Here is a 23,685-nt window from a genome sequence, read left to right on the forward strand (position 1 = left end):
TCTCCGGCCCAGCCCCTGGGTATGGGGAGGCTTCGCATCCCCATACCCAGGGGCTAACATTATAAAAGCGACGAGCGGCCGCGCCGCTACTGAATGCCACCGATTTCCACTCCACGCTAACGCTTTCAATTGGCGCAATTCCAGGCGCGTTTCGCCATTGACCCATACCCCCAGCGCCATTAAAACGAAGCTTCCAAACGCTGCCGTTGGCAGCACCCCAGATGGCCAGAGCCTTCAAGGTCATGCCGCTAACGCGGTGGCTCAACCTAAGTACGATTCGCGTCCGGCAGCTCGTACGGTCACTACCAACGTGATGGATGCCTACTTCACTTCGTTGCCCATGCGGCAACCGCCCTACCCTCTTGCTGCCTTGTAGCAACCCATTCGCATGGCCATTTCATATGCGCCATCCCTTTGCCCGTCTCTTTCTAAGGAAAGAGACGGGCGCACATACCACCGCTGCAGGCTAGGTAATACGTGGCTTTGCTGCAATCCTCCTCGTGACAATAGGCGTGACAAACGCCGAAGCCACCTGCAACAGCGATGTAGATGATGGTGCCGCAGACCTTAACTGGACTGCACCTGGCTGACAGCCAGGCACGCACCGGTCATCGCATCGTTGCCTTCACCTGACTCAGGATCTCGCGGCGCTGGTTTCGTCAGCCAACGCAGCCTCCACCCGCCCACCGGTAACGGTGCTCAGGGGGCCAGATCATGAGATGCCCAAGCTCTTGGCCGTAAGGAGCCGCAGTCCCGCGTAAGTGGACATCCCCACAGGCCGCAGGGGCCTTGATCCCTGATAACACTCAGCATTCTTGGCGGGATGACGTGGGGCGAGAGCCTGGTGAATCAGGCGAGGAAACCGAAATGGTATTAGTGGGCAGGCGGCGAGAGGGCCGCAATTTTGGCTACGGCAGGCAATTGAGCTACGCAGGGCCGCAGGCGCTGAAAGACATGTTCGGCGGAGGCCACTACGGTACGGTCAAGGCGCACTGTGATCGGTGGTTGGCATTCGTGAAGTGGTGTCGGTCTGAAGCGGGGCCCGGGGTCAATGATGCGCGGAAGATTGATCGCGAGGTGTTGTCGGACTATGCCGCATACCTTCGCGGACTGGTTGAGCAAGGCGACCTAGCAATCAGCACTGCACAAAACCGGCTATCCAGCGTTAACAGAACCATGGCAGCGCTTCGCGATGATCAATATGTGAAATTGCCAAGTCCGAGCAAGGCGTTGGGTATGCAGCGCACCGGGGTTCGTCAATCGGTGCCGCAAGGCCAAGACCGCGAACAGGTACAGCAGATCGTCGAGACGCTTTGTAGCCGCGATCAGATGCGGGCAGCAGCGATAGTTCAGTTGACGCGAGCCACGGGGATGCGTTTGCGCGAGGCCATTCTGGCTGACCTGCCACGTCTGAGCCGTGAAGCCGCGCTCTACGGCAAAATCAATATCCAGGATGGCACCAAAGGCGGCCGCGCCGGTGCATTTGCACCCCGCTGGATTAAGGTGGATGACCATATTCGTGGCGCACTTAGATTTGCATTGCAAGTATCCCCTGCGGATAGCCGCAACCTGATTGCTCCAAACGAGAGCTATCTGAACGTTCTGCAGGAAATAGCCCGGCCAGCGAGAGAGGTCCTGAAAGCACACGACCTCAAAGGCTTTCACGAACTTCGGGCGGCGTTTGCATGTGAGCGCTATGAACAGATCACGCATCACCGTGCGCCTGTAAATGGTGGCCAGTGTTACGCCATAGACCGGCGCCTAGATCTTGAGGCTCGCATGCAGATCAGCGATGAGCTGGGGCATGGACGGATTGAAGTGGTCGCTGCCTACATAGGGGGAAGGGTATGACTAAGGCGTTTGATATGGAGTTGTTCTTGAGCGCCGTGCTGACAGGGTCGCATGCGACGCGGCACCGGCATTTGCGGCAGGCGAGAATCATCCAATCTGAAATCGCAAAACGCTGGCAGCGATCAACTCCTTGGGCCTGGCAGCGAAAGCATTTAGTTTGGTTTCTTGAACACTTCCTCACCGGCCGCAGTGAGGCAACACATTATTACTATTTGCTTACTGTCCAACTGCTCGCACGACGCCTGGAAAGGCCATGGGTTTTTAAGCGTTGAGTGGAGCTCCCGTTCCTAACCATCGGTAATCGCCACCGCCTCGGAAAATCATGGCGTCGACGCGCCTATTAGCAACCTCCTCAGTGCTGAGGAAATCATGACTTTTAAAGGTCAGCCCGGTTATGCGCAAATCGCGCCGCATACAAGCGTAACGTCTCGCCCTCGGCCAGTAGCTGGTCACGCTGGACCGACGGCATATGGTTATACACGCACCACGCTTCGTCTGGCATTATGCCCTTATAGCGCCACCATTCTCGGGATGGCTGGTGACGAACTCAAGGGATGGAACATGGCAGAGAACAGCAACTTCGCCTTTTTCAAAGAACACGATCCGGTTTTTTTCCAACTTGCCAATGCGGCCGAGCGAGTATTTTCCAGCGACCCCAATACGACGCTGATCAAACTGCGTCAGTTGGGCGAAGCGCTCGCCCAAGATCTGGCGGTAAGAGCAGGCATTGAGTTCGACGCCACCACTTCCCAGGCTGATCTGCTGTTCCGCCTGAGCCGTGAAATCCAGCTCGACGGCAACATCCGTAACCTCCTCCATACGCTGCGCATCGAAGGCAATAAGGCTACCCACGAATTCCGCACCCAGCATCGTGAGGCACTGGACGGGCTGAGGGTCGCCCGCGCCTTGGCGATCTGGTATCACCAGTCATTTGGCACGGGCGGCAACACCTTCAAGCCTGGGCCTTTCGTGGTTCCGGCCGATCCGAGTGAGCCTCTGCGTGAGCTGCAGGGGCAGATCGAAAAACTTCGCGCAGAGCTGGGCGACAGTCGCCAGCAATTGGAGAACAACCACCAATTAGCCGAGCTACTGGTGCAAGAAAAGCATGAGCAAGCCAGTCTTGTTGGGCAGATGAACGAGGAAGCCCGCGTCTACGAGCAGATTGCCCTTGAACGCGAGGCAGAACTATCGAAGGCCCGAATCGATTTCGAGGCGCGGCTGAAAGTGCTGCAACAACAGCTTGAAGATCAGCCGCAAGCTGCCCAGCAGGTCACGCGTAAAACTCAGCAGGCAAGCAGCCAGTTCGACCTCAATGAAGACCTCACCCGTATTCTCATCGATCAACAGTTGAACGATGCCGGCTGGGAAGCCGATTCGCTCGATCTTACCTACAGCAAGGGCGCTCGGCCCGAAAAGGGCAAGAACAAGGCCATCGCCGAATGGCCAACCAGCAAGCCGAAAGAAAACGCTGATTACGTGCTGTTCGCCGGCCTAATCCCAGTCGCCATCGTCGAAGCCAAGCGCAAGCGCGTCAACATAGCGGACCGTATCCGCCAAGCCGAGCGCTATTCACGCCAACTGATCGTTACCGACAATCTGCAACCGGCCGGGCAGAACACGGGCTGGGCGGATGGCCAGGGCGGCCACTTCAAAGTCCCGTTTGCCTTTGCCTGCAATGGCCGGCCCTTCATTAAGCAGCTCGCCGAGCTATCTGGCATCTGGTTTCGTGACTTGCGCAGCCCGGCCAACCTGCGCCGGCCGCTGCAGGACTTCCACACACCGGGCGGCCTACTCGACCTGCTTAAACGCAGCCGTGAGGACGCCGAGGCGAAGCTACAGCAGGAAGGCTTCGCCTATCTCAAGCTGCGTGACTATCAGGAAAACGCCATCCGCGCCGTCGAGCAGGCCCTAGCCGACAATCGCCGCAACTGTCTGCTGGCCATGGCGACCGGAACCGGCAAAACGCGCACTATCATTGGCTTGATGTACCGCCTGCTGAAGGCCGAGCGCTTTCGCCGTATTCTTTTCTTGGTCGATCGCAGCGCCTTGGGGGAACAGGCCATCGAAGCCTTCAATGAGGCGACGCTGGAACAGAACCACACGCTGGCGCAGATCTACGACGTCAAAGAACTAGGCGACATGGCTGCGGAGGCTGAAACACGGGTTCAGGTCGCCACTGTGCAGGCCATGGTCAAGCGCATCTTCCAGTCGGACACTCCGCCGCCCATCGATGCCTTCGACTGCATCATCGTCGACGAAGCCCACCGCGGTTACACCCTCGATCAGGAAATGACTGAAGGCGAGCTGGCAGTGCGCGACTTCAACCAGTATCTATCGCAGTATCGTCGCGTGCTCGACTATTTCGACGCCTGCCGCGTCGGGCTCACCGCTACGCCAGCCAAGCACACCAGCGAAGTCTTCGGGGCTCCGATATACACCTACAGCTACCGTGAGGCCGTGGCTGACGACTGGCTGATCGATCACGAACCTCCAATCCGCTACCAGACTCTGCTGAGCCAAAACGGCATCCACTTTGCCAAGGGCGAGAGCGTCAGCGTCATCGATACGAACACCGGCGAGGTGGATGTCGCCGAGCTCGAAGATGAACTCGACTTCGAAATCGAGTCCTTCAATCGCCGAGTGATTACGCCCGGTTTCGACAAAGTCATCTGCGAGCAACTGGCACAAGAGCTCGACCCGTCGGGCGACGAAAAAACGATGATCTTTTGCGTTAACCAGGCCCATGCCGAGCGAGTCAAAAACCTTCTCGACGAAGCCTTCAAGGACGTTCACGGCGAGGATTACAACCAGGCAGCGGTACAGATCATCACCGGGCAAAGTGACAAGGTCAAACAACTGATCCGCCAGTACAAGAACGAGCGCTACCCGAGCATTGCCATCACGGTCGACCTGTTAACCACCGGTATCGACGTACCACGCATTTGCCACTTGGTGTTCATGCGCCGGGTGCGTTCGCGCATTCTCTACGAACAGATGAAGGGCCGCGCGACTCGCCGCTGCGATGAAATCGGCAAGACGGTATTCAGAATCTACGATCCGGTTGATCTGTACGCTGCCCTCGAGCCAGTAGATACAATGAAGCCGCTAGTGAAAGACCCAAGCATCAGCCTCGAACAGCTGGTCAGCGAGCTAACCAACCCAGCCAGCCTCGATGCTCCTGGTAACCAGCCAGACACTAATCATGCCCACGACGTCCTGGACCAGCTCAGCCAGCGGATCATGCGTATTCTGCGTAAGGCCAGCCATAAGGCCGAGCAAAAGCCAACCCTAAAGGCCAAGCTCGCCGAACTGGAAAACACCTGGGGCGTAGCCCCGGACAAACTGCATCAGCACCTGCACCAGCTCGGCCCACAGCAAGCTGCCCAGTTCATCCAACAGCATGCCCAACTGCTCGATCAGCTCGCCACGGTTAATGCCCTGCTGGGATCGCTGAACTACCCGGTGATCTCCACTCACACGGACGAACTGATGGTCCGTGAGCAGAACTACGGCGATTACCAAAAGCCCGCGGACTATTTGGAAAGCTTCAACGACTTCATCAAAAATCAGTTGAACCAGTCGGTGGCCCTCGGCGTAGTGGTCAACCGCCCGCAAGACCTGACTCGTGAACAACTGCGCGAAGTGCGCCTGCTGCTCGACGGGCATGGCTACAGCGAGGTCAACCTACAAAGCGCCTGGCGCAACCAGACGAACCAGGAAATCGCTGCCAGTATCGTCGGCTTCATCCGCCGCGCTGCCCTCGGAGAGGCTTTGCTGCCATTCGAGCAGCGCGTAACCAAGGCGATGGAGACGATCTACACCCTGCAGCCTTGGACTCAAGTTCAGCGTAAGTGGCTGGACCGCCTGGCTAAGCAGCTGGTTCACGAGGTCGTTATTGACAAGAAGCAGATTGGTGAAGCGTTCAAGAGCGATGGCGGCAGCACGCGGCTGGACAAAATGCTCGGCGGCAACCTGGGCGTGGTGCTGGATGCCCTGAATGACAACCTTTGGGCACAAACGGGATGAGACCGATCTGGAACGCCGGATTGGCCAGCGTGCTCGTTCATAAGGGATAATGCCCCTGCTATACGACTTATCGCCGCGCTACTTAGAGATGCCTCATGACCCCTGCTGAGCTTCATCAGATCCTTGCCCGTGGTGAAGACAGTCGCCATCAGTTCAAGCGCGATTTCAGCAATATCGATGCCTTGGCAGCCGAGTTGGTGGCGTTCGCCAATACGTCCGGTGGCTACTTGCTGATTGGCGTAGACGACTCCGGCGCGGTGAGCGGGTTGAGTAGCGCCGACATTTCGCGACTCAATCAGCTGCTCTCCAATGCGGCCTCACAGAATGTCCGCCCGGCGATCAATCCATTGTCCAGCAACCTTCAGACCGAGCACGGGCTGGTCATGGTGGTGACAGTCGAACAAGGGCTGAATAAACCCTATGTCGACAACCAGGGTCGCATCTGGGTAAAGAATGGCGCCGACAAGCGCCGGGTCACGGCTCGTGAAGAACTGCAGCGGTTGTTCCAGCAGGCCGGGCTGGTGTGCGCCGATGCGGTACCTGTCGCGGGCAGCAGCGTGGCGGATATCGATGCCAAGGCGCTTGGCGAGTACTTTCAAAGACGCTTTCGGCAGAGCCCCGAACAGACAGGTTTGGAAACCACCCGCATCCTGGAAAATCTCGGCCTCGCCAGTGGCGACACACCCAATTTGGCCGGTTTGCTGCTCTTCGGCCAGGCACCACAACGTCTGTGCCCGGCGTTCGATATCAAGGCTGTGGCGTTTCCGGGCACGGTTCTGCATGACCGCCACTATCTAGACAGCGAAGATATCGACGGCAATCTGCAGGAGCAGTACCGACGCAGCCTTGCCTTCATAAAGCGCAACCTACGCCACGTGCAGCGCCAGCAGGGCTTCAATACCCTCGGCCAGCTGGAAGTGCCGGAGGAGGTGTTTGAAGAACTGTTGGTCAATGCCCTGATCCACCGCGACTACTTTGTCAGCGCCTCCATCCGGATCATGATCTTCGCCGATCGCATCGAACTGATCAGCCCCGGGCACCTGCCTGACGTGCTCGATACCGAGAAAATTCGATTCGGCCTGTCCAACCGTCGTAACCCGACGCTCACCTCCCATGCTGTGCACATTCTCCCCTATCGCGGTTTGGGCACCGGCATCCCGCGCGCTATCGATGCTTGGCCAATGATCCGGCTGGAGGACGACCGGCAGAGTAATCAGTTCAAGGTGGTGATTCAGCGCGCCGTTGAAAAAGGGCCTCTTTCGGGCCCAAGTGGGGACCAAGAAGGGACTAAGTCGGGACCAAGTAGGGACCAAGTAGGGACTGAGTCCGCTGTCGAAGAAGAACAAGCCGAAACTCGCCTGTTTTTGCAGCAAGAGCAGATAACGCTGCTGTGCAAGATGACAGGCGATCACACTGCGCCAGAGCTAATGACCTTCGTCGGGCGCAGCAACCGCAGCAAGTTCCGCGAGCAGGTTTTGACCCCACTACTGACGCTTGGCGTGGTCGAGATGACCATTCCAGACAAGCCCAACAGCAGCAAGCAACGCTATCGCCTGACTGCGGCCGGCCGAGCGCTAAAGGCCGAACAACGCTCCTCAGACGACTGAGCCAGACAACCACTTCTTTGCGCCAGCGCAATCTGGCGCTTTACACACTTCGCCACAGGTACCCCATGACCAACTCCGATATCGTCCAGAAACTCTGGAACCTCTGCGACGTCCTGCGCGACGATGGCATCAACTACAGCGACTACGTCACCGAGCTCGTGCTTCTGCTGTTCATCAAGATGGAATACGAACAGGTGCAGAACAACGACAGCTTCGGCCATAAGCTGCCCGAAGGCGCGCGCTGGCCAGACCTGGCTGGCAAGTCCGGCGTTAACCTGCTCGATCACTACCGGCAGATGCTGCTGGACCTTGGCAAAAACCCTGACCCGCTGATCGCCGCCATCTACGCCGACGCTCAGACTCGCCTCAAGGAACCGCGCCACCTTGAGCAGTTGATCAAGAGCCTCGACGGCATCGACTGGTTCAGCGCCCGCCAAGACGGCCTCGGCGATCTTTATGAAGGCCTGCTGGAAAAAAACGCCAGCGAGACCAAATCCGGGGCCGGCCAGTACTTCACCCCTCGACCGCTGATCGACAGTATCATCCGCTGCATCAAGCCGCAGCCGGGTGAGACTATTCAAGATCCAGCCGCAGGTACTGCGGGCTTTTTGATTGCTGCTGACGCTTACATCAAAAGCCAAACCGACGACCACTACGACCTCGACGCCAAAGCACAAGCATTCCAGCGCAATCGAGCCTTTGTCGGCGTAGAACTGGTTCCCGGCACCCGCCGCTTGGCGCTGATGAATACCCTCCTGCATGGCATGGAAGGCGATGAAGAAGGCGTGGTGCACCTGGGCAATGCACTAGGTCAGGTCGGGGCCAACCTGCCCAAAGTCGACGTCATCCTCTCTAACCCGCCGTTCGGCACCGCCAAGGGTGGCGGTGGCCCAACCCGCGACGACCTCACTTATCGCACTAGCAACAAGCAATTGGCCTTTCTCCAGCACATCTACCGCGGCCTCAAGCCGGGTGGCCGCGCCGCCGTGGTGCTGCCGGACAACGTGCTGTTCGAGGCCGGCGTCGGCACCGAGGTGCGTCGCGACCTGATGGGCAAGTGCAACCTGCACACCATCCTGCGCCTGCCTACCGGTATCTTCTACGCACAGGGCGTGAAGACCAACGTGCTGTTCTTTCAGAAGGGCACCGTGGAAAACTCGCGCCAGGAGGAGGATTGCACTAAGCGCGTTTGGATCTATGACCTGCGCAGCAACATGCCCAGCTTCGGCAAACGCACCCCCTTCGGCCCAGCCCACCTCAAGCCGTTCGAAGATGCCTATGGCGAAGACCCGAACGGCGCAAGCCCACGCGCTGAAAACGTCGAGGGCATTGGCGACGCCAGCCGCTTCCGCTGCTTTACCCGCGATTACATCCGCAATGAACGTGGTGACTCGCTGGACCTCAGTTGGCTAAAGGACGATAGCAGCCTGGACGCCACCGACCTGCCCGCTCCGGAAGTTCTGGCAGGGGAGGCCATGGCAGAACTGACTGAGGCGCTGCGTGAGTTGGAAGATCTGATGAAGGCGCTGGGGGCAGGGGATGAGGTGGGGGCGCAGAAGCGGCTACTAGCAGAAGTCATGGGTTTTTCTAGCGAGGAAGACGCATGACTAGTAATGATATTCCCGCAAACTGGTTAATCCTTGGATTCGACGAAGTATTTAGTCAGATCTCTATTTCCGGAAAAAAGGTAAAGTCAGCTGACGTTCTGACTGAAGGAAAATTCCCCGTCGTAGATCAAGGACGGAGCTTCATTTCCGGCTATTTGGATGATGCAAGTTTTGTGGTATCTGAAAATAAGCCACTGATAATTTTTGGCGATCACACTCGCGAAGTAAAATGGATAGACTTTCCATTTATTCCAGGTGCAGATGGCGTGCAGGTTCTAAAGCCGCACCCTGAAATAGATACACGGTTCTTGTATTTCTTTCTGCGCAACCTTCCGATTGAAAGCAGAGGGTACGCAAGGCATTTCAAAATCGTGAAAGATGCAGCGTATCTGGTTCCACCATTCGCCGAGCAAACCCGCATCGCCGCCAAGCTCGACGAACTGCTGGCACAGGTCGATACCCTAAAAGCCCGCATCGACAGCATCCCCGCGCTGCTGAAGCGATTTCGCCAGTCCGTCCTCGCTGCCGCCGTATCCGGGCGGTTGACAGAGGAGTGGCGCACTAATAGCCCCCCCATGGACAAAAGCTCCGAGCTACATCAGCAAATAAAAAATGCTCATATTGCGGAAGGCGGACATGCTCGTGGTAATGCATCTAACCCTACAGAAGAGGCTCACGACCTCAGCTCAGATGATTTGCCGGACAGTTGGGATATTGCCGAACTGCGTGACGTGTGTGTGCCGGGACGACCAATCACCTACGGCATTCTAAAACCAGGACCAGAGTTGGAAGAGGGCGTCCCGTACATCCGAGTTGCGGATTTTCCAGGTAACAAGCTCAACATAACCAATATCAAGAAAACCAGCTCCGAGATTGATCAACAATTCAAGCGTGCCCGACTTCTAGAAAACGATCTTTTGCTATCTATCAGGGGGAGCGTTGGCCGTCTGATCAAGATCCCGGCAAGCCTTGAGGGAGCAAATATTACGCAGGATACTGCTCGACTCTCAATATCACCGCTCATTTCGACTGATTTTGTATATTGGGCATTGCTGGCAGACTCAACACAGCGTCGAATGAAAAACGCCACTCGCGGCGTCGCCGTTCGCGGCATAAACATCGGCGACGTAAGAGCCCTTCAAATTCCGTTACCTCCTCACGATGAGCAAGCTGAAATTGTCCGGCGCGTCGAGCAACTCTTCGCCTTCGCCGATCAACTGGAAGCACGTATCAAAGCAGCCCAAGTACGTATCGATCTCCTGACCCAAAGCATTCTCGCCGAAGCCTTCCGCGGCGAACTAGTCCCACAAGATCCGAACGACGAACCGGCCAGCGTGCTGCTGGAGCGCATCAAGGCTCAACGCGCCGCCATGCCCAAGGCCAAGCGCGGTCGCCAGGTTGCCAGGTTGCCAAATTGAGCTAAGCCTTACATCAGGAAGAAAACGAACCATGTCTGTCCCGACCTACGACCAGTTCATCGAGCCCATCCTGCGTTTTCTCGCCGCCCACCTGGAGGGTGCCACGGCGGGCGAGGCCCACGAAGCGGCCTCCGTGACGCTTGGTCTAAGCGAGGCGCAGAGGCAGGAGACCATCGCCAGTGGCCAGGCCACCTACAAGAACCGTTCAGGCTGGGCACATGATCGGCTCAAGCGCGCCGGCTATTCCAGCAGCGCCAAGCGTGGTTACTGGCAGTTGACCGACACCGGCCGCGCATTCGCCCAGGCCAACCCGACCCCGTTGACCCCAGAGCAGGTCGAGTATCTAGCTGTGAACTTCATGAGCGTGAAGCTGAAGGCTGCACCGGATGCCGCCTCGCTGGATGAGAGCAACGACACGCCAGCGCTTATTACCAAGACCGACCTCGCCACTAGCAGCCCGCAAGAGCGCCTGAACCAAGCCATCCTCGAGTTGCGCACCAGCGTCGCGGGCGACCTGCTGGACAATCTGTTGCAAGCGAGCCCGACGCGCTTCGAGCACATCGTACTCGACGTCCTGCACAGCTTGGGCTACGGAGCGAACCGTCAGGCGCTGCAGCAGGTCGGCGGTAGTGGCGACGGCGGAATCGACGGCGTGATCTCGCTCGACGCGCTGGGCCTGGAGAAAGTCTACGTTCAGGCCAAGCGCTGGCAGAACACAGTCGGCCGCCCCGATTTGCAGGCATTCTATGGCGCTCTGGCCGGACAGAAAGCCAAACGCGGCGTATTCATAACCACCTCCGGCTTCACCGCCCAAGCGGTTGAGTTCGCGCTATCGGTCGAAGGGCTTGTACTGGTCGACGGTAAACGCTTGGTCAATCTGATGTTGGATCACGAGGTCGGAGTCAGCTCGCAGCTTTACAAGGTGCCTAGGCTCGACAGCGATTACTTTGACGAGTCGCTCGGCTGAGTTCAAAAAGCACCATTCCATTGAAAGCCAGATAAACCAGCATTCCATTTGGTATTCCAAGCCATTTATCTGATTGATTATTAGCCAGCAAAAACAGACGGCTACGGCATATTTTCAGCTCCCCCCGGCCCACCAAACGATCAAAAAAAGACGTCCACGGACGTCTTTTTTGTGCCTGCGAACCAGTAAGTAGGCGCTGTTGGGCTTCCTGATTTTCTCCACCTACGCCCTGGCGTTTGCGCCCATGCGGCAGAACCGTTTTTCACCCGGACCTGCAAGTCCTTCGGGCTGATTTGCGCAGCGTGCTACTCGATGGTTGCTATTGGCTTTCTCAGTTCGCTGTTCTGATTCCAACTACAAGTGGCATAGTGCATCTGTACCCCGCCGTGTCCAGGTGACAGGTGATGTGCGAAGGCCCGTTTCCAGGAAAACCCCATGTCCTTGTCGTTTGATTTGATGCTGGCGTTTGCTTTGTTTGCGTTTGTCACCTCCGTCACCCCAGGCCCCAATAACGCCATGCTGTTGGCCTCGGGCGTCAATTTCGGCTTCCAGCGCACCATCCCGCACATCCTGGGTATCAGCTCCGGGTTCCTGGTGCTGGTATTGGCGGTAGGGTTTGGGCTTGGGGCGGCCTTTGCCGCCTACCCGGTGCTCTACACCATCCTGCGCTACGCGGGCGCGGCTTACTTGCTGTACCTGGCGTGGAACATCGCCCGTTCGGGCCCGGCGTCCGAAGACGCCGAAGGCGAAGGCAAGCCGCTGGGGTTCTGGGGCGCGGCGGCGTTTCAGTGGGTCAATCCCAAGGCGTGGGTCATGGCGATTGGTGCAATCAGCACCTACACACCCTTGCAGGGCTACACCGTGAACGTGGTGATCATCGCCACCGTGTTCGCACTGATCAACGCGCCAAGCGTGGGGGTATGGGCGGGGTTCGGCAGCGTGTTGCGCAACGTGCTGCGCAATCCGCGCTGGTTGCGCGTGTTCAACTTCGGCATGGCGGCGTTGCTGGTGATTTCGCTGTATCCGCTGCTGCAGCATACGAGCTGACCGTGGCGGTCCCGCAACAACAGTGATCCAGAGGCACCGGGGGAACGGTGACGAGTGACATCCAGAAACTTTCACTCAGCCCTAATGTTTTCCCCCACTCAGCCGTTATCTAAACCGAGAAATAGCAACCCCAAGCCGGCCAGGACGCCTACTTAAACGACGCGTCACTGGAGCGCTCCATGCCTACCCTCAGTTTGATCGATATGCAGCTTGACCTTGAAGCATCCGTGGCTCATCTGGAGTCCCTCTCCCAGATGCTTACCGGTCACGCACTCTACCTCGCGGCGTTTCAAACCCCGTGCCACCACGAAGATTTGAAACTGGTTGAAAGTCGCGTCGGTGGTTTGGCGCTGTCGATTCAGGACCTCAAAGCCGCCGCGCTGAAGATTGCCAGACGGGCCTGAACGACAGACGATGCTCCACCATTTCGGCTTACTTGATCAGCGACGCCAGGTGGCCGATTGAAGAACCAGATCGTCAGGCTTACCGGCGCCGTCGCTCAGCTCATCCAACATCCAAGACGTCCTAGGACGTCTTTTTTTGTGCCCGAAGCAGGCACGCTGGAGGCGGCAATTTGGACCTTGGGGCCGAAAGTCGGCTAATGTCTGCGGTGGGTCAAGTCAGCACCCGTGATGGCATGCCAAGGTGGCAAGCCATTACTGAATGCGACGTCGTCTGACTGGACGGACTTCCCTTTGCTGCCCCGCTCTAACCTGGGCTGCGGTGCCTTGAGTGGATGGCAATACTCATCACGCATAGAAGGAGATGACGATGAAAGCGGCTGTTGTCGGCAAAGATCACAAAGTAGAAATTGTCGAGAAAACCCTGCGCCCGTTGAGACACGGCGAAGCTTTGCTGCAGATGGAGTGCTGTGGCGTTTGCCACACTGACCTGCACGTGAAGAACGGCGATTTCGGCGACAAGACCGGCGTGGTACTGGGCCATGAAGGTATCGGCGTCGTTAAAGAGGTCGGGCCGGGCGTCACTTCGCTCAAGCCAGGGGATCGCGCCAGTGTGGCGTGGTTCTATGAAGGATGCGGCCATTGCGAGTACTGCAACAGCGGCAATGAAACGCTCTGTCGTGCCGTGAAGAACGCCGGTTACACCGTGGACGGCGGCATGGCCGAAGAATGCATCGTCGTGGCCGATTATTCGGTGAAGGTGCCGGACGGACTGGACTCTGCTGCGGCGAGTAGCGTGACTTGCGCCGGCGTGACGACGTACAAGGCAGTGAAAATATCCAACATCCGTGCCGGTCAATGGATCGCTGTGTATGGCTTGGGAGGCCTGGGTAACCTGGCGTTGCAGTACGCAAAGAACGTATTCAATGCCAAGGTGATTGCTGTTGACGTCAACGATCAGCAACTGGCCTTCGCTGCTGAGATGGGCGCTGACTTGACCATCAACTCGCTGCATGAAGATGCCGCCAAATTGATCCAGGAGAAAACTGGCGGGGCGCACGCTGTGGTCGTGACCGCAGTGGCGAAAGCTGCGTTCAACTCTGCCGTGGATGCGTTGCGGGCCGGTGGCAGGCTGGTCGCGGTGGGCCTGCCTTCGGAGTCCATGAACCTCAATATTCCGCGTTTAGTCCTCGACGGCATTGAAGTGGTCGGCTCGCTGGTTGGCACCCGTCAGGATCTGGTCGAGGCGTTCCAGTTTGCGGCCGAGGGTAAAGTGGTACCCAAGGTCGCGCCGCGCACGATTCATGAAATCAACGATATTTTCGAAGAAATGGAGCAAGGCAGGATCAAAGGCCGCATGGTGATCGAGTTCTCCCGCTGACCGGGGATAACCCCGCGTAACGCTCGACCAGAGGCGCCTCGGACCACACCCTGGTCGAGTCTCGGCGCTAATCTGGCGTTGATCCGGCGCCGGTCGTTTGAACGTGGGACGAGACGACCGCTCGCGAAAACGGCACAAAACCAGGGTCACCAACTGACCCTGACGCCCACGGTCCCGCTTGCCGTTTCCAGTGCTTCGCTGTCCACATTGGTGTCGTAATCCACGGCAAGGTAAACGCTGACACTGGGTGACAATCTGGCCGCGATGCCAGCCCCGACGTCGGCGCTGGACGATTTATGCTCGCTCTTGATTCGATCGACGCCGTTATACGTCACCGTGTCCTTGCCCCCAAACGTGTGCCAGGTGTTCGCTCTTACGTAGGGCTCGACTGGCGTGTCATGGATCAGATAGCGCCCTTTCAGCCGCACGCCCATGCGGCCTGTCCAGTAGTCCTGGGAATCGAAGGACACATCGGAGATGCCGTCGTTTTGCTTGTCCAGATTCACACTCTGGTAAACGACCTGCACCTGAGGCTCGACCACCCAATTGTCGGAGATGGGCAACGGGTATCCGCTTTCCAGCGAGAGCGCGACGGCGCGGCCTTCGGTGTCGAGCTTGACGCCACGGTCCGAGCGGTTGGTGCCATCGAGGCGCGTGCCCATGGCAACAGCGTCCAGGTACCCGCCGTGAGGATCGGAAAGAGTCCAATACGCGCCGTAATGATCACCCTCAAGCTTCAGATGACCGGACTTGCGATGTTCGAAGCCTTCGCTGAAACCATCGACGTCGCCTCGCAAGCGGCTCTGGCCCACGAAAAAGCCCAGCCGCTGCATCAGGCCCGAATCAGTGCTCGATGCGTAAAGGTCGTGGCCAATCTGGTACCCCTGACTGGAGCCGTCGAAGCGTGGAGAGACCGTCCCTGACCAGTTTTTGCGCAGGTCGCTGCCATAGGCGCGAGCCCATCCGGCAGGTATCGCGCCAGTTTCGGTCAGCAGGCTTTGATCGCCCTGACGATCATGAAACGTGCCCAATGCGGATAACGCCATCATCTGCGCCGCTGGCACGATGACCGAATACACCGGAACTTCGAGACGATAAAGCGGAATCGGCTGCGCACCAGGGGTGGCTTGCGGAACGGGGGGGGTGGTGGCGGCGGGCGCCGGTGACGTCGCCGCTTGCGCCGCCGTAGAGGGCAGCGCTGAAGGGTCTGCTGGAGCGACCGGAATTGACGTCGGCGCCTCGACCGGCGGCTCATCGGCGCCGACTGCAGGCGCTGGCACGGCGACTGGCGTCGTGATCGGCGGCACCACAGTAACCGGTGGCGCAGGCGGCGCACTCACAGCCCCCACCGCTGCCACCGAAGAACGCAGGTACCAGTTGTTTTCGGTTCCCGCAGACACCCCACCCTTGAACAGGTAGTACTGATAGGCGCCCGCCGACACCGAGCTTTTCAGGGCAAAGGCATCCGTGGTACTGGTCGCCCCGTTGAGCGCCTGTACCACTTCAATGCCATTGGTTCTGGTCAAGCCACCCAGACCGCCGAGGTTGGTTACACCCAACTGGGTATTGCCGCTGATCGAGCCTTGGGACACCACCAACTTGTCGCTGGCCGAATTGTCATCGCTCAACACGGTTTGTACCAGCAGCTGCCCGCCCTTGCCCACATAGTTGCCGTAAACGCTCAGCGTATCGCCGGCCACCGCGCCGTTACGGGTCAGATCGATAATCCCGGCGTTATTGAGCGTGGCTAACCGGTCTGCCTCGTAAGGACGAATCGCACCTTGGGTCGCAGTCAGCGTGCTTGTGCCATCGACGTTAAAGGTTCCCGTGGTGCTGCCACTGTCGCCAAGAAAAAAACTGCCATCGCCCAGATCGAAGCGCGACCGATCGTTGAGATTAACGGTTTCCCAACCAAGATAGCGCGCCGGAGTGGCTGATGAAGTGTCACTGAACGTCAGCGTATCCGTGCCCAAGCCACCGTCGAGTGACGGTGTCGGGGCGAGCATGGTTTCTGTGAGATTGGCCAGACGCGCGGTATCATCGCCGTCGCCCATCAGCACCGAAGATTCGATCCGCCCGCCACCGTCCCATGTGAACGTGTCGTTACCCACGCTGGTGCGGATCTCACCGGAAATCACGCCGCCTGTCACCGTGACGCTGTCATTGCCACCACTGACGCTGATATTGCCGCCAATCGTGCCGCCGGAAACGACGATGGTGTCACGCCCAAAACCGGTCACCAGGTTGCCGATGATCTGGCCGTTCGACATGTCGAAAATGTTGTTGTCGAGTTTCATGTCGACGCGGCCGATGGTGCCCCCGGTCATCGTCGCCACATCCCCATCTTCGAAAGCGCCAATGATGGTCCCGCCGCTCATGAAAAAGCTGTCGCGACTGTCGCCCTGGGCCAACGATTGGATGGTACCGCCGGTCATCTCGAAGGTATCGGGCATCGTTCCCTGGGTTACGGCGCCGGCGATGGTGCCAGCGCTCATTCGAAAAATATTGGCGCCATCGCCCATATTAACGAAACCCTGGATCGCGCCGGAGTCCATCTGCAACGTGTCCGCCCCCGGACCAAAACGCACGTTGCCGTTAATGGTTCCGTTGCCCCCGGCCGGAAAGCTCAAGCGATTGTTGCCCGTTAAATCGGTTAGAGAGGCGCTGCTGTTAGTGTCGCAGACATAGCTGTCATCGCCTGCACCGGGTGTCAATGTGCAGGCTGCCTTAATCTCCGTGACTGGCAATAACAACATAGATACGCAAGACAGATAGAGAATATTGCTGACGCCCGCCCTGAAGGGCTGCTTCATCAGAATACTCCTTTGGGCGTGACCCAAAGTCGGGTTACTTCCTTTTAATAACCGCTGCCTACTGCGTCGGATGGCACCGAGTTCAGACTCCTGCCTTGAGCTAAGGATATGCACTGGAAACTGTCAAGGTGCGCCATTGAGTCCCTGAGTCCCTGAGCCCCTGAGCCCCTGAGCCCCTTTGACGCAGGGCTGACGTGTTGTGACAACGTTAACAAGCGCGTAGACTGCCCTTCATCTGCTCGTACCTCCCATACCCATAATATTTCGCTGATTGCATGCACCGCCTCGGTTAACTACCTTGCGCGGCATTTGTGCTTGTCGGCGTTTGGTGTGGGAGTTCGGCGGCCCTTTCGTATTTCCCCTGAGGCTGGCGCGTCTTACATGAACACCACCGATGCTCGCACTGGAAGTTGGCTCAGCGTAATCGCCCTAGCCCTGGCGGCTTTTATCTTCAATACCACCGAATTCGTGCCGGTCGGTTTGCTGAGCGCGATCGGCCACAGTTTCGACATGACCACCGCGCAGGTCGGCCTGATGTTGACGGTCTACGCATGGATCGTGTCGCTGACCTCCCTGCCGATGATGCTCATGACGCGCAATATCGAGCGGCGCAAGTTGCTGATGTTTGTGTTCGTGCTGTTCATCATCAGCCACGTGATGTCGAGTCTTGCGTCCAGCTTTGGCATGTTGTTGGTCAGCCGTGTGGGCATCGCGTTGTCCCATGCGGTGTTCTGGTCGATTACGGCGTCTCTGGCAGTGCGCGTGGCGCCTGCGGGCAAGCAGGTGCAGGCGCTGGGCTTGCTGGCGACCGGCACCTCGCTGGCGATGGTACTCGGCATCCCGCTGGGCCGTGTGCTCGGTGAAGCGCTGGGTTGGCGCACCACGTTCCTGGCAATTGCCGGCGCCGCGGGGCTGACAGTGCTGGTGTTGATCAAGTCGCTGCCGCTGCTGCCGAGCCAGAACTCGGGCTCATTGCGCAGCCTGCCGATCCTGTTCAAGCGTCCGGCGTTGATATCGCTGTATGTGCTGACGGCGCTGGTGATCACGGCTCAGTTCACGGCCTACAGCTACATCGAGCCGTTCGCACAGCTCGTCGGGAAGATGAATGGCGACATGATCACCATCATCCTGTTGCTGTTCGGCGGCGCAGGGATTCTCGGTTCTATCGTGTTCAGCCGGTACAACAACCGTTACCCGCGGGGCATGTTGATCACGACCATCGGTGCACTGGCTTTGTGTCTGGTGCTACTGTTGCCGCTGTCGGGCAAGGCGTCGCTGGTTGCGACGCTGAGCATCGTCTGGGGCATGGCGATCATGTGCTTCGGCCTGGTGATGCAGGCCAAAGTCCTGTCCCTGGCACCCGATGCCACGGACGTTGCGATGGCGCTGCACTCCGGCATCTACAACATCGGCATCGGCGGCGGGGCACTGCTGGGCAGCATGGTGATCAGCCAGTTGGGCATCGCCAATATCGGGCTGGTAGGCGGCCTGGTAGCGCTCAGCGGTTTGGCGCTGGCGTGCCTGGCGACCTACCGGTATGGCGACACCATTCGGGCCTGATGCAGAGTCCTCAGTTATCGGGAAAGCTGCCGTAATAGCCTTGGCTTGGCTTGCGGCAGCTTCCCTCGACAACGAACACCGTGATCGTTCCCACACTCGCCATCATTCCCATTGATAACCACCATTCCTGCGATTGCCTTTCGCTCAAGATTTTGCGGCGTACTATCACCTCATCCCCACACACGAGCGGGGCCAGGAACAGGATTAATCATCTTCTGACCTGCATGACGCCGACCGCCCTCACCGGCTGTATTCTCGCCCTCGAACCGTTCGCGCTGCAGTCCGTGCAAGCCACGGCTCACGAAACGTCAATCGTGTGATGGCACGGGCCATCACAGGCTCCAGTAGCTGACACTCATCAGCACCTTTTGCCCTTAGAATTCTGTTTGATGCGGAGCATTCGACATGACCCGAGACGTCACCCTGCACGTTAGTTTCCCCACGTTTGGTCCCAACTATTACTCACAACATGTCGTCACTCGCCAAGACCGCCACAGCCTGGTTGAAGACATTCATTTCAGCGCATTCATGATGCCTGCGGCGGAAAACCACTTCAGTAATGAAGTGGTCGGTTTCAACGATCAATTTCGTTTTCTGACCGATGTGCTAGCCCTGCATCTGCTCGATATCGAAGCCGCGCGACCTGCCCGTAAACTCCGCCACCTGGTACCGTCGCACAGCCTGTAATAGCAGGCTGTTAACACAGGTGACTGCGTGCCCAGTGCTCGACATCAACCACATTAATGGCCTGTTGCGCGTTGAACGTCACGTCCGCGTCCCACGCAACGCCCCTGCCCTGGGCAAACACGGCCCGGTACTTTTTGATCGGGTCTTCGGGGTCGCCCTCAAGTTGCGCTTTCAGAAACGGCACACTCCATTCCACCCGCTCAAAGGTGCGCCCTGTCACCGCTTGCAGAATGTCCGCCAGTCTTGCGTACGTCACCGTGTCGCCAGCGGTATAAACGACCTGATTGCGAATGCGCGGCTCGGCGAAGACGATTCTGGCAGTCAAGATGCCGATGTCTTCGGGGGTGGTCACGGTCACTGCGGTCTTCAGGCTGCCGAGCGCATGGACGGTGTCATTTGCCAGATCGACCACGCCAAACGTTGGTTCGAACAGAAAACTGGTGAACATCCCGGTGGAAACGATCACCCACTCGGTGTGCTTTTGGGCGCGCAGCAGGTCGCGAACATCGAGCTGCTCATCGAACACATCCTGCGGACTGCCACGTCCGATGACGTCGTAATCCACACCAAACTGCCATGGGAAATAGCGTTTAACATCTGCCTCAAGCGCTGCCTGTGTCAACTTGAGCTGCGTACCGCGCCCGGCGACGAAACCTGCGCAACTGATCACGGTGTGAAACGGCGCAAACAGCGCGGCGAGTTCACTGACAGAATCGGCCACCAGATCGCCCTGTAAAATTTTCACCCCCAGGGCGCGCAGTTCGTCGATGTCCTGTTGCTTGCCAGGCGCTTGCGACTCGATGGCCGAGGCACGCAGCAGCACGGTGACGGGAGTGTCGCTGCGTGCCGCCAGCGGCGCCAGATTGCGCAGTACCGACATGCCGAGTTCACCAGCCCCGAGGACCAGAATCGATTGGGAAAGCGTTGAGTCTTTATCACTGTGCATGGCTAATCCTGAGTTGTGCCGCGCGAAACGTGAAGCCATGCTGGCACAATTAAAAACCGCCCAGAAGAAGGCACATCCGTGATACCGCAGACCGAACAACTCGATAACGCAGAAATCCTGCGACGCTCGCAAGCCGCTTGCGATGCGCTGAGCGCAGATGAAGATGGCCTCAAGCGCGAGGTCCTGACCCATGCCGGAAACCGATGGTCACTGGGCATCGTGCACGCGCTGGGGGTTTCAGGGAGGTTGCGCCATGCCGAGATCGGCAGGCGAATGGAAGGCGTCACCCAACGGATGTTGACCCGCACATTGCGACAACTGGAGCGTGACGGGTTGATCCTGCGACACGACTTCAACGAGGTCCCGCCACGCGTCGAATATGAGCTCTCGGAATTGGGTATGGGCCTGCTGGTGCGGATGATTCCGCTGTGGACCTGGGTCATGGAAAACGCCGAAGGTTTTCGCACGTCACGGGCGACGTTCGATGCTCAACCCAAGGCCGGTCTGCCGGCAGCGCGATCAGAAAAGCGCTGATTTCAATGCAGTGTTCTTAGGCCCAGCCCGCGCTATTGACGATCCTCTGCGCATTCAATTCAAAATTATTGAATTTAAACTGCATTACTTCGCATTTGTCTCGTCGGGCTTTTCTGACCACAATCGGGATGCTTAACGCGACCGGAAAGTTGACGCAACAGCTTCCCACTGTCGTTCCAGCCTTGAATTATTTGGCACTTGCCCCTTTGTGCGGGAGCTTGCTTTCACCGGCAAGCTCCTTTTTTCTGCCCTGGACTTTCCCGTTTGAAAACGCTTCTACGCAGCTTCATTCCTCATTCGCTCAATACCCATCCTGGCGAATGGTCCCGTGCTGCCCTGGGCGCTTGCCTGGGTGTTTTACTCAGTGCATTGCTCAGTCGCCAGGTGTTCGGGATCGACGTCACGTTGCATTTACTCGGTCCGATCGGCGCATCGGCCGTGCTGTTGTTCGCAGTGTCCACAGGTGCGCTGGCACAGCCATGGTCGATCATCGGCAGTTATCTGGTCTCGACCCTGATTGCATTGCTGTGCATCCGGCTGTTCGGCAACACCGTCAGCGCCGCCAGCGTCGCGGTGTGTTCGGCGATGTTGATCATGTGCATTTGTCGTTGCCTGCATCCACCGGGAGCGGCGGTGGCAATCAGCATCGTCACTTCGAAAACGGAGCTGTCAGCGCTGGGAATGCAGGTGTTGCTGCCGGTGATGCTTAACGCTGGATGCCTGCTGGCTACCGCGCTGATCTACAACAATCTGACGCGGGTACGCTACCCCAAACCTCACCTCCGATCCCAGGCCAGTGCCCTGTCGACAACGCCACCTGAACACCCGGGTTTCAGCAGCGACGATCTGGAGCAGGCGCTGAATGATGCAGGGGCTTTTATCGATGTGTCGCGCAATGACCTTGAGACGATCCTGCACAGGACCGAGGCGAACGCTCAGCACCGAAATCGCACCGATATCGACACCGCCAGGATACTAGTCCGCAACACGCAGAGCCTGTCGCTTGAGCACTCGCTGGCCGATGCGATGAACATGCTGGCCAGTCAGGACGGTAAATACCTGCCTGTGCTCGATGCCGAGCGAAAGGTGATTGGCATTATCAGCCTGGTGGATTGACACGCGTGCAGCAGTCCGGCAAGGCATGCTGCGATCGAGCTGAACCGACTTAGATCAGCGGATCCCAGCGCTGCGACCAATCGCCCTTCTCCCTGGCGATTTCACGCAGCAACTCGAGCGCCCTCGGCAAGGTCGATGAGGGGTTTTCCCGCGAATAGACCAAGTACGTCGGGTAGCTGAATTCAGGCGCTAACGGCACCCGCTCGACGATTCCCCGATCCAGGTAGGACTGAACCACGCGGGTACGGAAGTAACCGGCGCCGCCGTTGTCCAGAATGTATTGCAGCGCAAAGGGACCAAGGTTGAAGGCCACGGCCGCCCTGGATTTTTCCGGCAGCGCTGCATCATGCTGCTCACGAAACGCCGGCCCCCAATCAATGTAAACGTAAGGCTCGGGCCTACCGACGACGCGCACCAGAATCAGCTTTTCTTCCAGCAGTTCCTCGACCTGCAGCCCTGGCCAGTACGCCGGCTGGTAGACCAGCGCGGCATCCAGCACGCCGCGCTCGATATCCTTCAGCAGCGCGTCGCCATCCATGACCTGCGAATGCAACGCGTCATCGGGAATGGCGCTTCTGATCTCGCGTACCCAGCGAAGCAGCAGCGGGTTGCACAAGCTCATTTCCGCCCCTACACGCAGCACATGGCGATAACCCTGCGCAAGCGGCAGGTCGCGTCTCGCCGCGTCCCATGTCTGCACCAATTGATTGGCAAACACCACGAAGGCCTCGCCATCGGAGGTCAGCCTGGCGCCGGTTCGGTTGCGGATGAACAGCGTGCAATTGAGCTGACCTTCCAGCTTCTGCACCCGAGCGGTGATGGCGGTCTGGGTGACGTGCAGTTTTTCGGCAGCGGCCATCAGGCTGCCCAGGCGGACGATTTCGAGAAAGGTGCGGGCGAGGTCAATGTCCATCGATGGGGCTCGGTGTCCTGCTTCAGGCTTCTGGCTTGCGGAAAGCCGGGCCATGGTAGCGCAATGACCTGCCGTCCAGCGGGAAAGCGTGAGAGATTTGCGTTTGAAGCGCTGCGCTATCTGGCAGAAATTCCAAATCCGCTGTCTCATGCAGCAGGTTCGTACCGATCACGAGCCGCTTCCCTCCCCTTCTGCGGAAAAAACCATGAAACACGCCCTGCTCACCGGCCTGCTTTTGACTGCACTCGCTCTGCCCCTCGCCGCGTCCGCCAACGACGACAGCAGCCAGTGCCAGATGAACCTGAGCAAGGTCCGAGATGCAAAAGTTGCCAAACCGGACCTCAGTGATGCCGTGAAAAGTGACGTAGACACCACCGTTCACCGCGCCGAATCGGCATTGGCACGGCACAACGCCGATGGGGCGCGAGAGTGCGTTTCATTGACACAGCAGGCGTTGCAGAAGATCCAGAGCAACTAGGCCCGGTAACGCCGCTGTGCTTTGATTCCATCAAACACATAGGCAACGCCATTCTCGCTCCTGGCCGAAAACCCCAACGCATAGACCACCTCGTCGCTTCTGGCCGAAAGGCCGTAGGAGCAAGCTTGCTCGCGATCTGCCGGGAACCGGCAGCAAAATCAGCCCCCGCGGTGCAACAGGCAGACCGCGGTCGCCGGTTTTGCTGCTGCTGCGCAGCAGATCGCTGGCAAGCCGAGCTCCTACGCCCTGCGGGCAGAACCAAACGCATGATCGTGGCAGACGCAAAATGGCGCGGCGGTCAGCGTGAAACGCAATGGCGCGGCGGGTCAGAAC

18 protein-coding genes are annotated in these 23,685 nt (G+C 58.5%); 15 read left to right on the forward strand and 3 right to left on the reverse strand.

Annotated elements, in window-relative coordinates:
* The first annotated feature begins 867 nt into the window (after positions 1-867).
* From B3I26_RS01580 to adhP, 10 genes are all read left to right on the forward strand, one after another.
* Positions 868-1,851, forward strand: coding sequence for an integrase domain-containing protein (locus tag B3I26_RS01580; protein ID WP_296254454.1), 984 nt, complete (start codon positions 868-870; stop codon positions 1,849-1,851).
* Positions 1,848-2,123, forward strand: coding sequence for a hypothetical protein (locus B3I26_RS01585; protein WP_296254456.1), 276 nt, complete (start codon positions 1,848-1,850; stop codon positions 2,121-2,123). The genes B3I26_RS01580 and B3I26_RS01585 overlap by 4 nt, the downstream gene beginning before the upstream one ends.
* Before the next feature lie 289 nt (positions 2,124-2,412).
* Positions 2,413-5,877 (forward strand): type I restriction-modification system endonuclease, encoded by a 3,465-nt coding sequence (gene hsdR / locus B3I26_RS01590; protein ID WP_296254457.1) that lies wholly within the window; start codon positions 2,413-2,415, stop codon positions 5,875-5,877.
* A 95-nt stretch (positions 5,878-5,972) separates the two neighbouring features.
* Positions 5,973-7,484 carry an RNA-binding domain-containing protein gene (locus tag B3I26_RS01595; protein ID WP_296254458.1) on the forward strand — a complete coding sequence of 504 codons (1,512 nt, stop codon included), beginning with the start codon at positions 5,973-5,975 and terminating at the stop codon, positions 7,482-7,484.
* A 65-nt stretch (positions 7,485-7,549) separates the two neighbouring features.
* Positions 7,550-9,091, forward strand: coding sequence for an N-6 DNA methylase (locus B3I26_RS01600; protein ID WP_296254460.1), 1,542 nt, complete (start codon positions 7,550-7,552; stop codon positions 9,089-9,091).
* Complete coding sequence (locus B3I26_RS01605; protein WP_296254462.1) at positions 9,088-10,509, forward strand: restriction endonuclease subunit S; 1,422 nt, start codon at positions 9,088-9,090, stop codon at positions 10,507-10,509. The genes B3I26_RS01600 and B3I26_RS01605 overlap by 4 nt, the downstream gene beginning before the upstream one ends.
* A 31-nt stretch (positions 10,510-10,540) precedes the next feature.
* Positions 10,541-11,476, forward strand: coding sequence for a restriction endonuclease (locus B3I26_RS01610; protein ID WP_296254464.1), 936 nt, complete (start codon positions 10,541-10,543; stop codon positions 11,474-11,476).
* A 435-nt stretch (positions 11,477-11,911) separates the two neighbouring features.
* Positions 11,912-12,523 (forward strand): LysE family translocator, encoded by a 612-nt coding sequence (locus B3I26_RS01615; RefSeq protein ID WP_296254466.1) that lies wholly within the window; start codon positions 11,912-11,914, stop codon positions 12,521-12,523.
* A gap of 179 nt (positions 12,524-12,702) precedes the next feature.
* A complete protein-coding gene (locus tag B3I26_RS01620; protein WP_296254468.1) occupies positions 12,703-12,927 on the forward strand; it encodes a hypothetical protein in 225 nt (74 codons plus the stop codon).
* 367 nt (positions 12,928-13,294) lie between these two features.
* Positions 13,295-14,305, forward strand: a complete 1,011-nt coding sequence (adhP, locus tag B3I26_RS01625) for an alcohol dehydrogenase AdhP (RefSeq protein WP_296254470.1) — start codon at positions 13,295-13,297, stop codon at positions 14,303-14,305.
* A gap of 146 nt (positions 14,306-14,451) precedes the next feature.
* On the opposite strand, the gene B3I26_RS01630 is transcribed toward adhP, so the two are convergent.
* Positions 14,452-17,118 (reverse strand): autotransporter outer membrane beta-barrel domain-containing protein, encoded by a 2,667-nt coding sequence (locus B3I26_RS01630; RefSeq protein ID WP_313483729.1) that lies wholly within the window; start codon positions 17,116-17,118, stop codon positions 14,452-14,454.
* A 381-nt stretch (positions 17,119-17,499) separates the two neighbouring features.
* Here B3I26_RS01630 and B3I26_RS01635 point away from each other — a divergent pair, with 381 nt between their 5' ends.
* Together B3I26_RS01635 and B3I26_RS01640 are read left to right on the forward strand one after the other, a co-directional pair.
* The gene (locus B3I26_RS01635; RefSeq protein WP_296254472.1) at positions 17,500-18,678 is read left to right on the forward strand and encodes a sugar transporter; all 1,179 of its coding nucleotides are present in this window, start codon (positions 17,500-17,502) and stop codon (positions 18,676-18,678) included.
* 405 nt (positions 18,679-19,083) lie between these two features.
* Positions 19,084-19,365, forward strand: coding sequence for a hypothetical protein (locus tag B3I26_RS01640; RefSeq protein WP_296254474.1), 282 nt, complete (start codon positions 19,084-19,086; stop codon positions 19,363-19,365).
* 10 nt (positions 19,366-19,375) lie between these two features.
* Here the strand turns inward: B3I26_RS01640 and B3I26_RS01645 are convergent, their stop codons facing one another.
* Positions 19,376-20,311: an aromatic alcohol reductase gene (locus B3I26_RS01645; RefSeq protein ID WP_296254477.1), complete on the reverse strand. Its 936-nt coding sequence runs from the start codon at positions 20,309-20,311 to the stop codon at positions 19,376-19,378.
* Positions 20,312-20,389: 78 nt separating this feature from the next.
* Here B3I26_RS01645 and B3I26_RS01650 point away from each other — a divergent pair, with 78 nt between their 5' ends.
* Positions 20,390-20,845, forward strand: coding sequence for a winged helix-turn-helix transcriptional regulator (locus B3I26_RS01650; RefSeq protein ID WP_296254479.1), 456 nt, complete (start codon positions 20,390-20,392; stop codon positions 20,843-20,845).
* A gap of 264 nt (positions 20,846-21,109) precedes the next feature.
* A complete protein-coding gene (locus B3I26_RS01655; RefSeq protein WP_296254481.1) occupies positions 21,110-21,961 on the forward strand; it encodes an HPP family protein in 852 nt (283 codons plus the stop codon).
* Positions 21,962-22,010: 49 nt separating this feature from the next.
* Here the strand turns inward: B3I26_RS01655 and B3I26_RS01660 are convergent, their stop codons facing one another.
* The gene (locus B3I26_RS01660; protein WP_296254483.1) at positions 22,011-22,874 is read right to left on the reverse strand and encodes a LysR family transcriptional regulator; all 864 of its coding nucleotides are present in this window, start codon (positions 22,872-22,874) and stop codon (positions 22,011-22,013) included.
* A 205-nt stretch (positions 22,875-23,079) separates the two neighbouring features.
* Here B3I26_RS01660 and B3I26_RS01665 point away from each other — a divergent pair, with 205 nt between their 5' ends.
* Positions 23,080-23,352 carry a hypothetical protein gene (locus B3I26_RS01665; RefSeq protein ID WP_296254485.1) on the forward strand — a complete coding sequence of 91 codons (273 nt, stop codon included), beginning with the start codon at positions 23,080-23,082 and terminating at the stop codon, positions 23,350-23,352.
* Positions 23,353-23,685: the final 333 nt, after the last annotated feature.

It is taken from the genome of Pseudomonas sp. UBA5706 (assembly GCF_002419965.1).
Taxonomy (GTDB): domain Bacteria; phylum Pseudomonadota; class Gammaproteobacteria; order Pseudomonadales; family Pseudomonadaceae; genus Aquipseudomonas.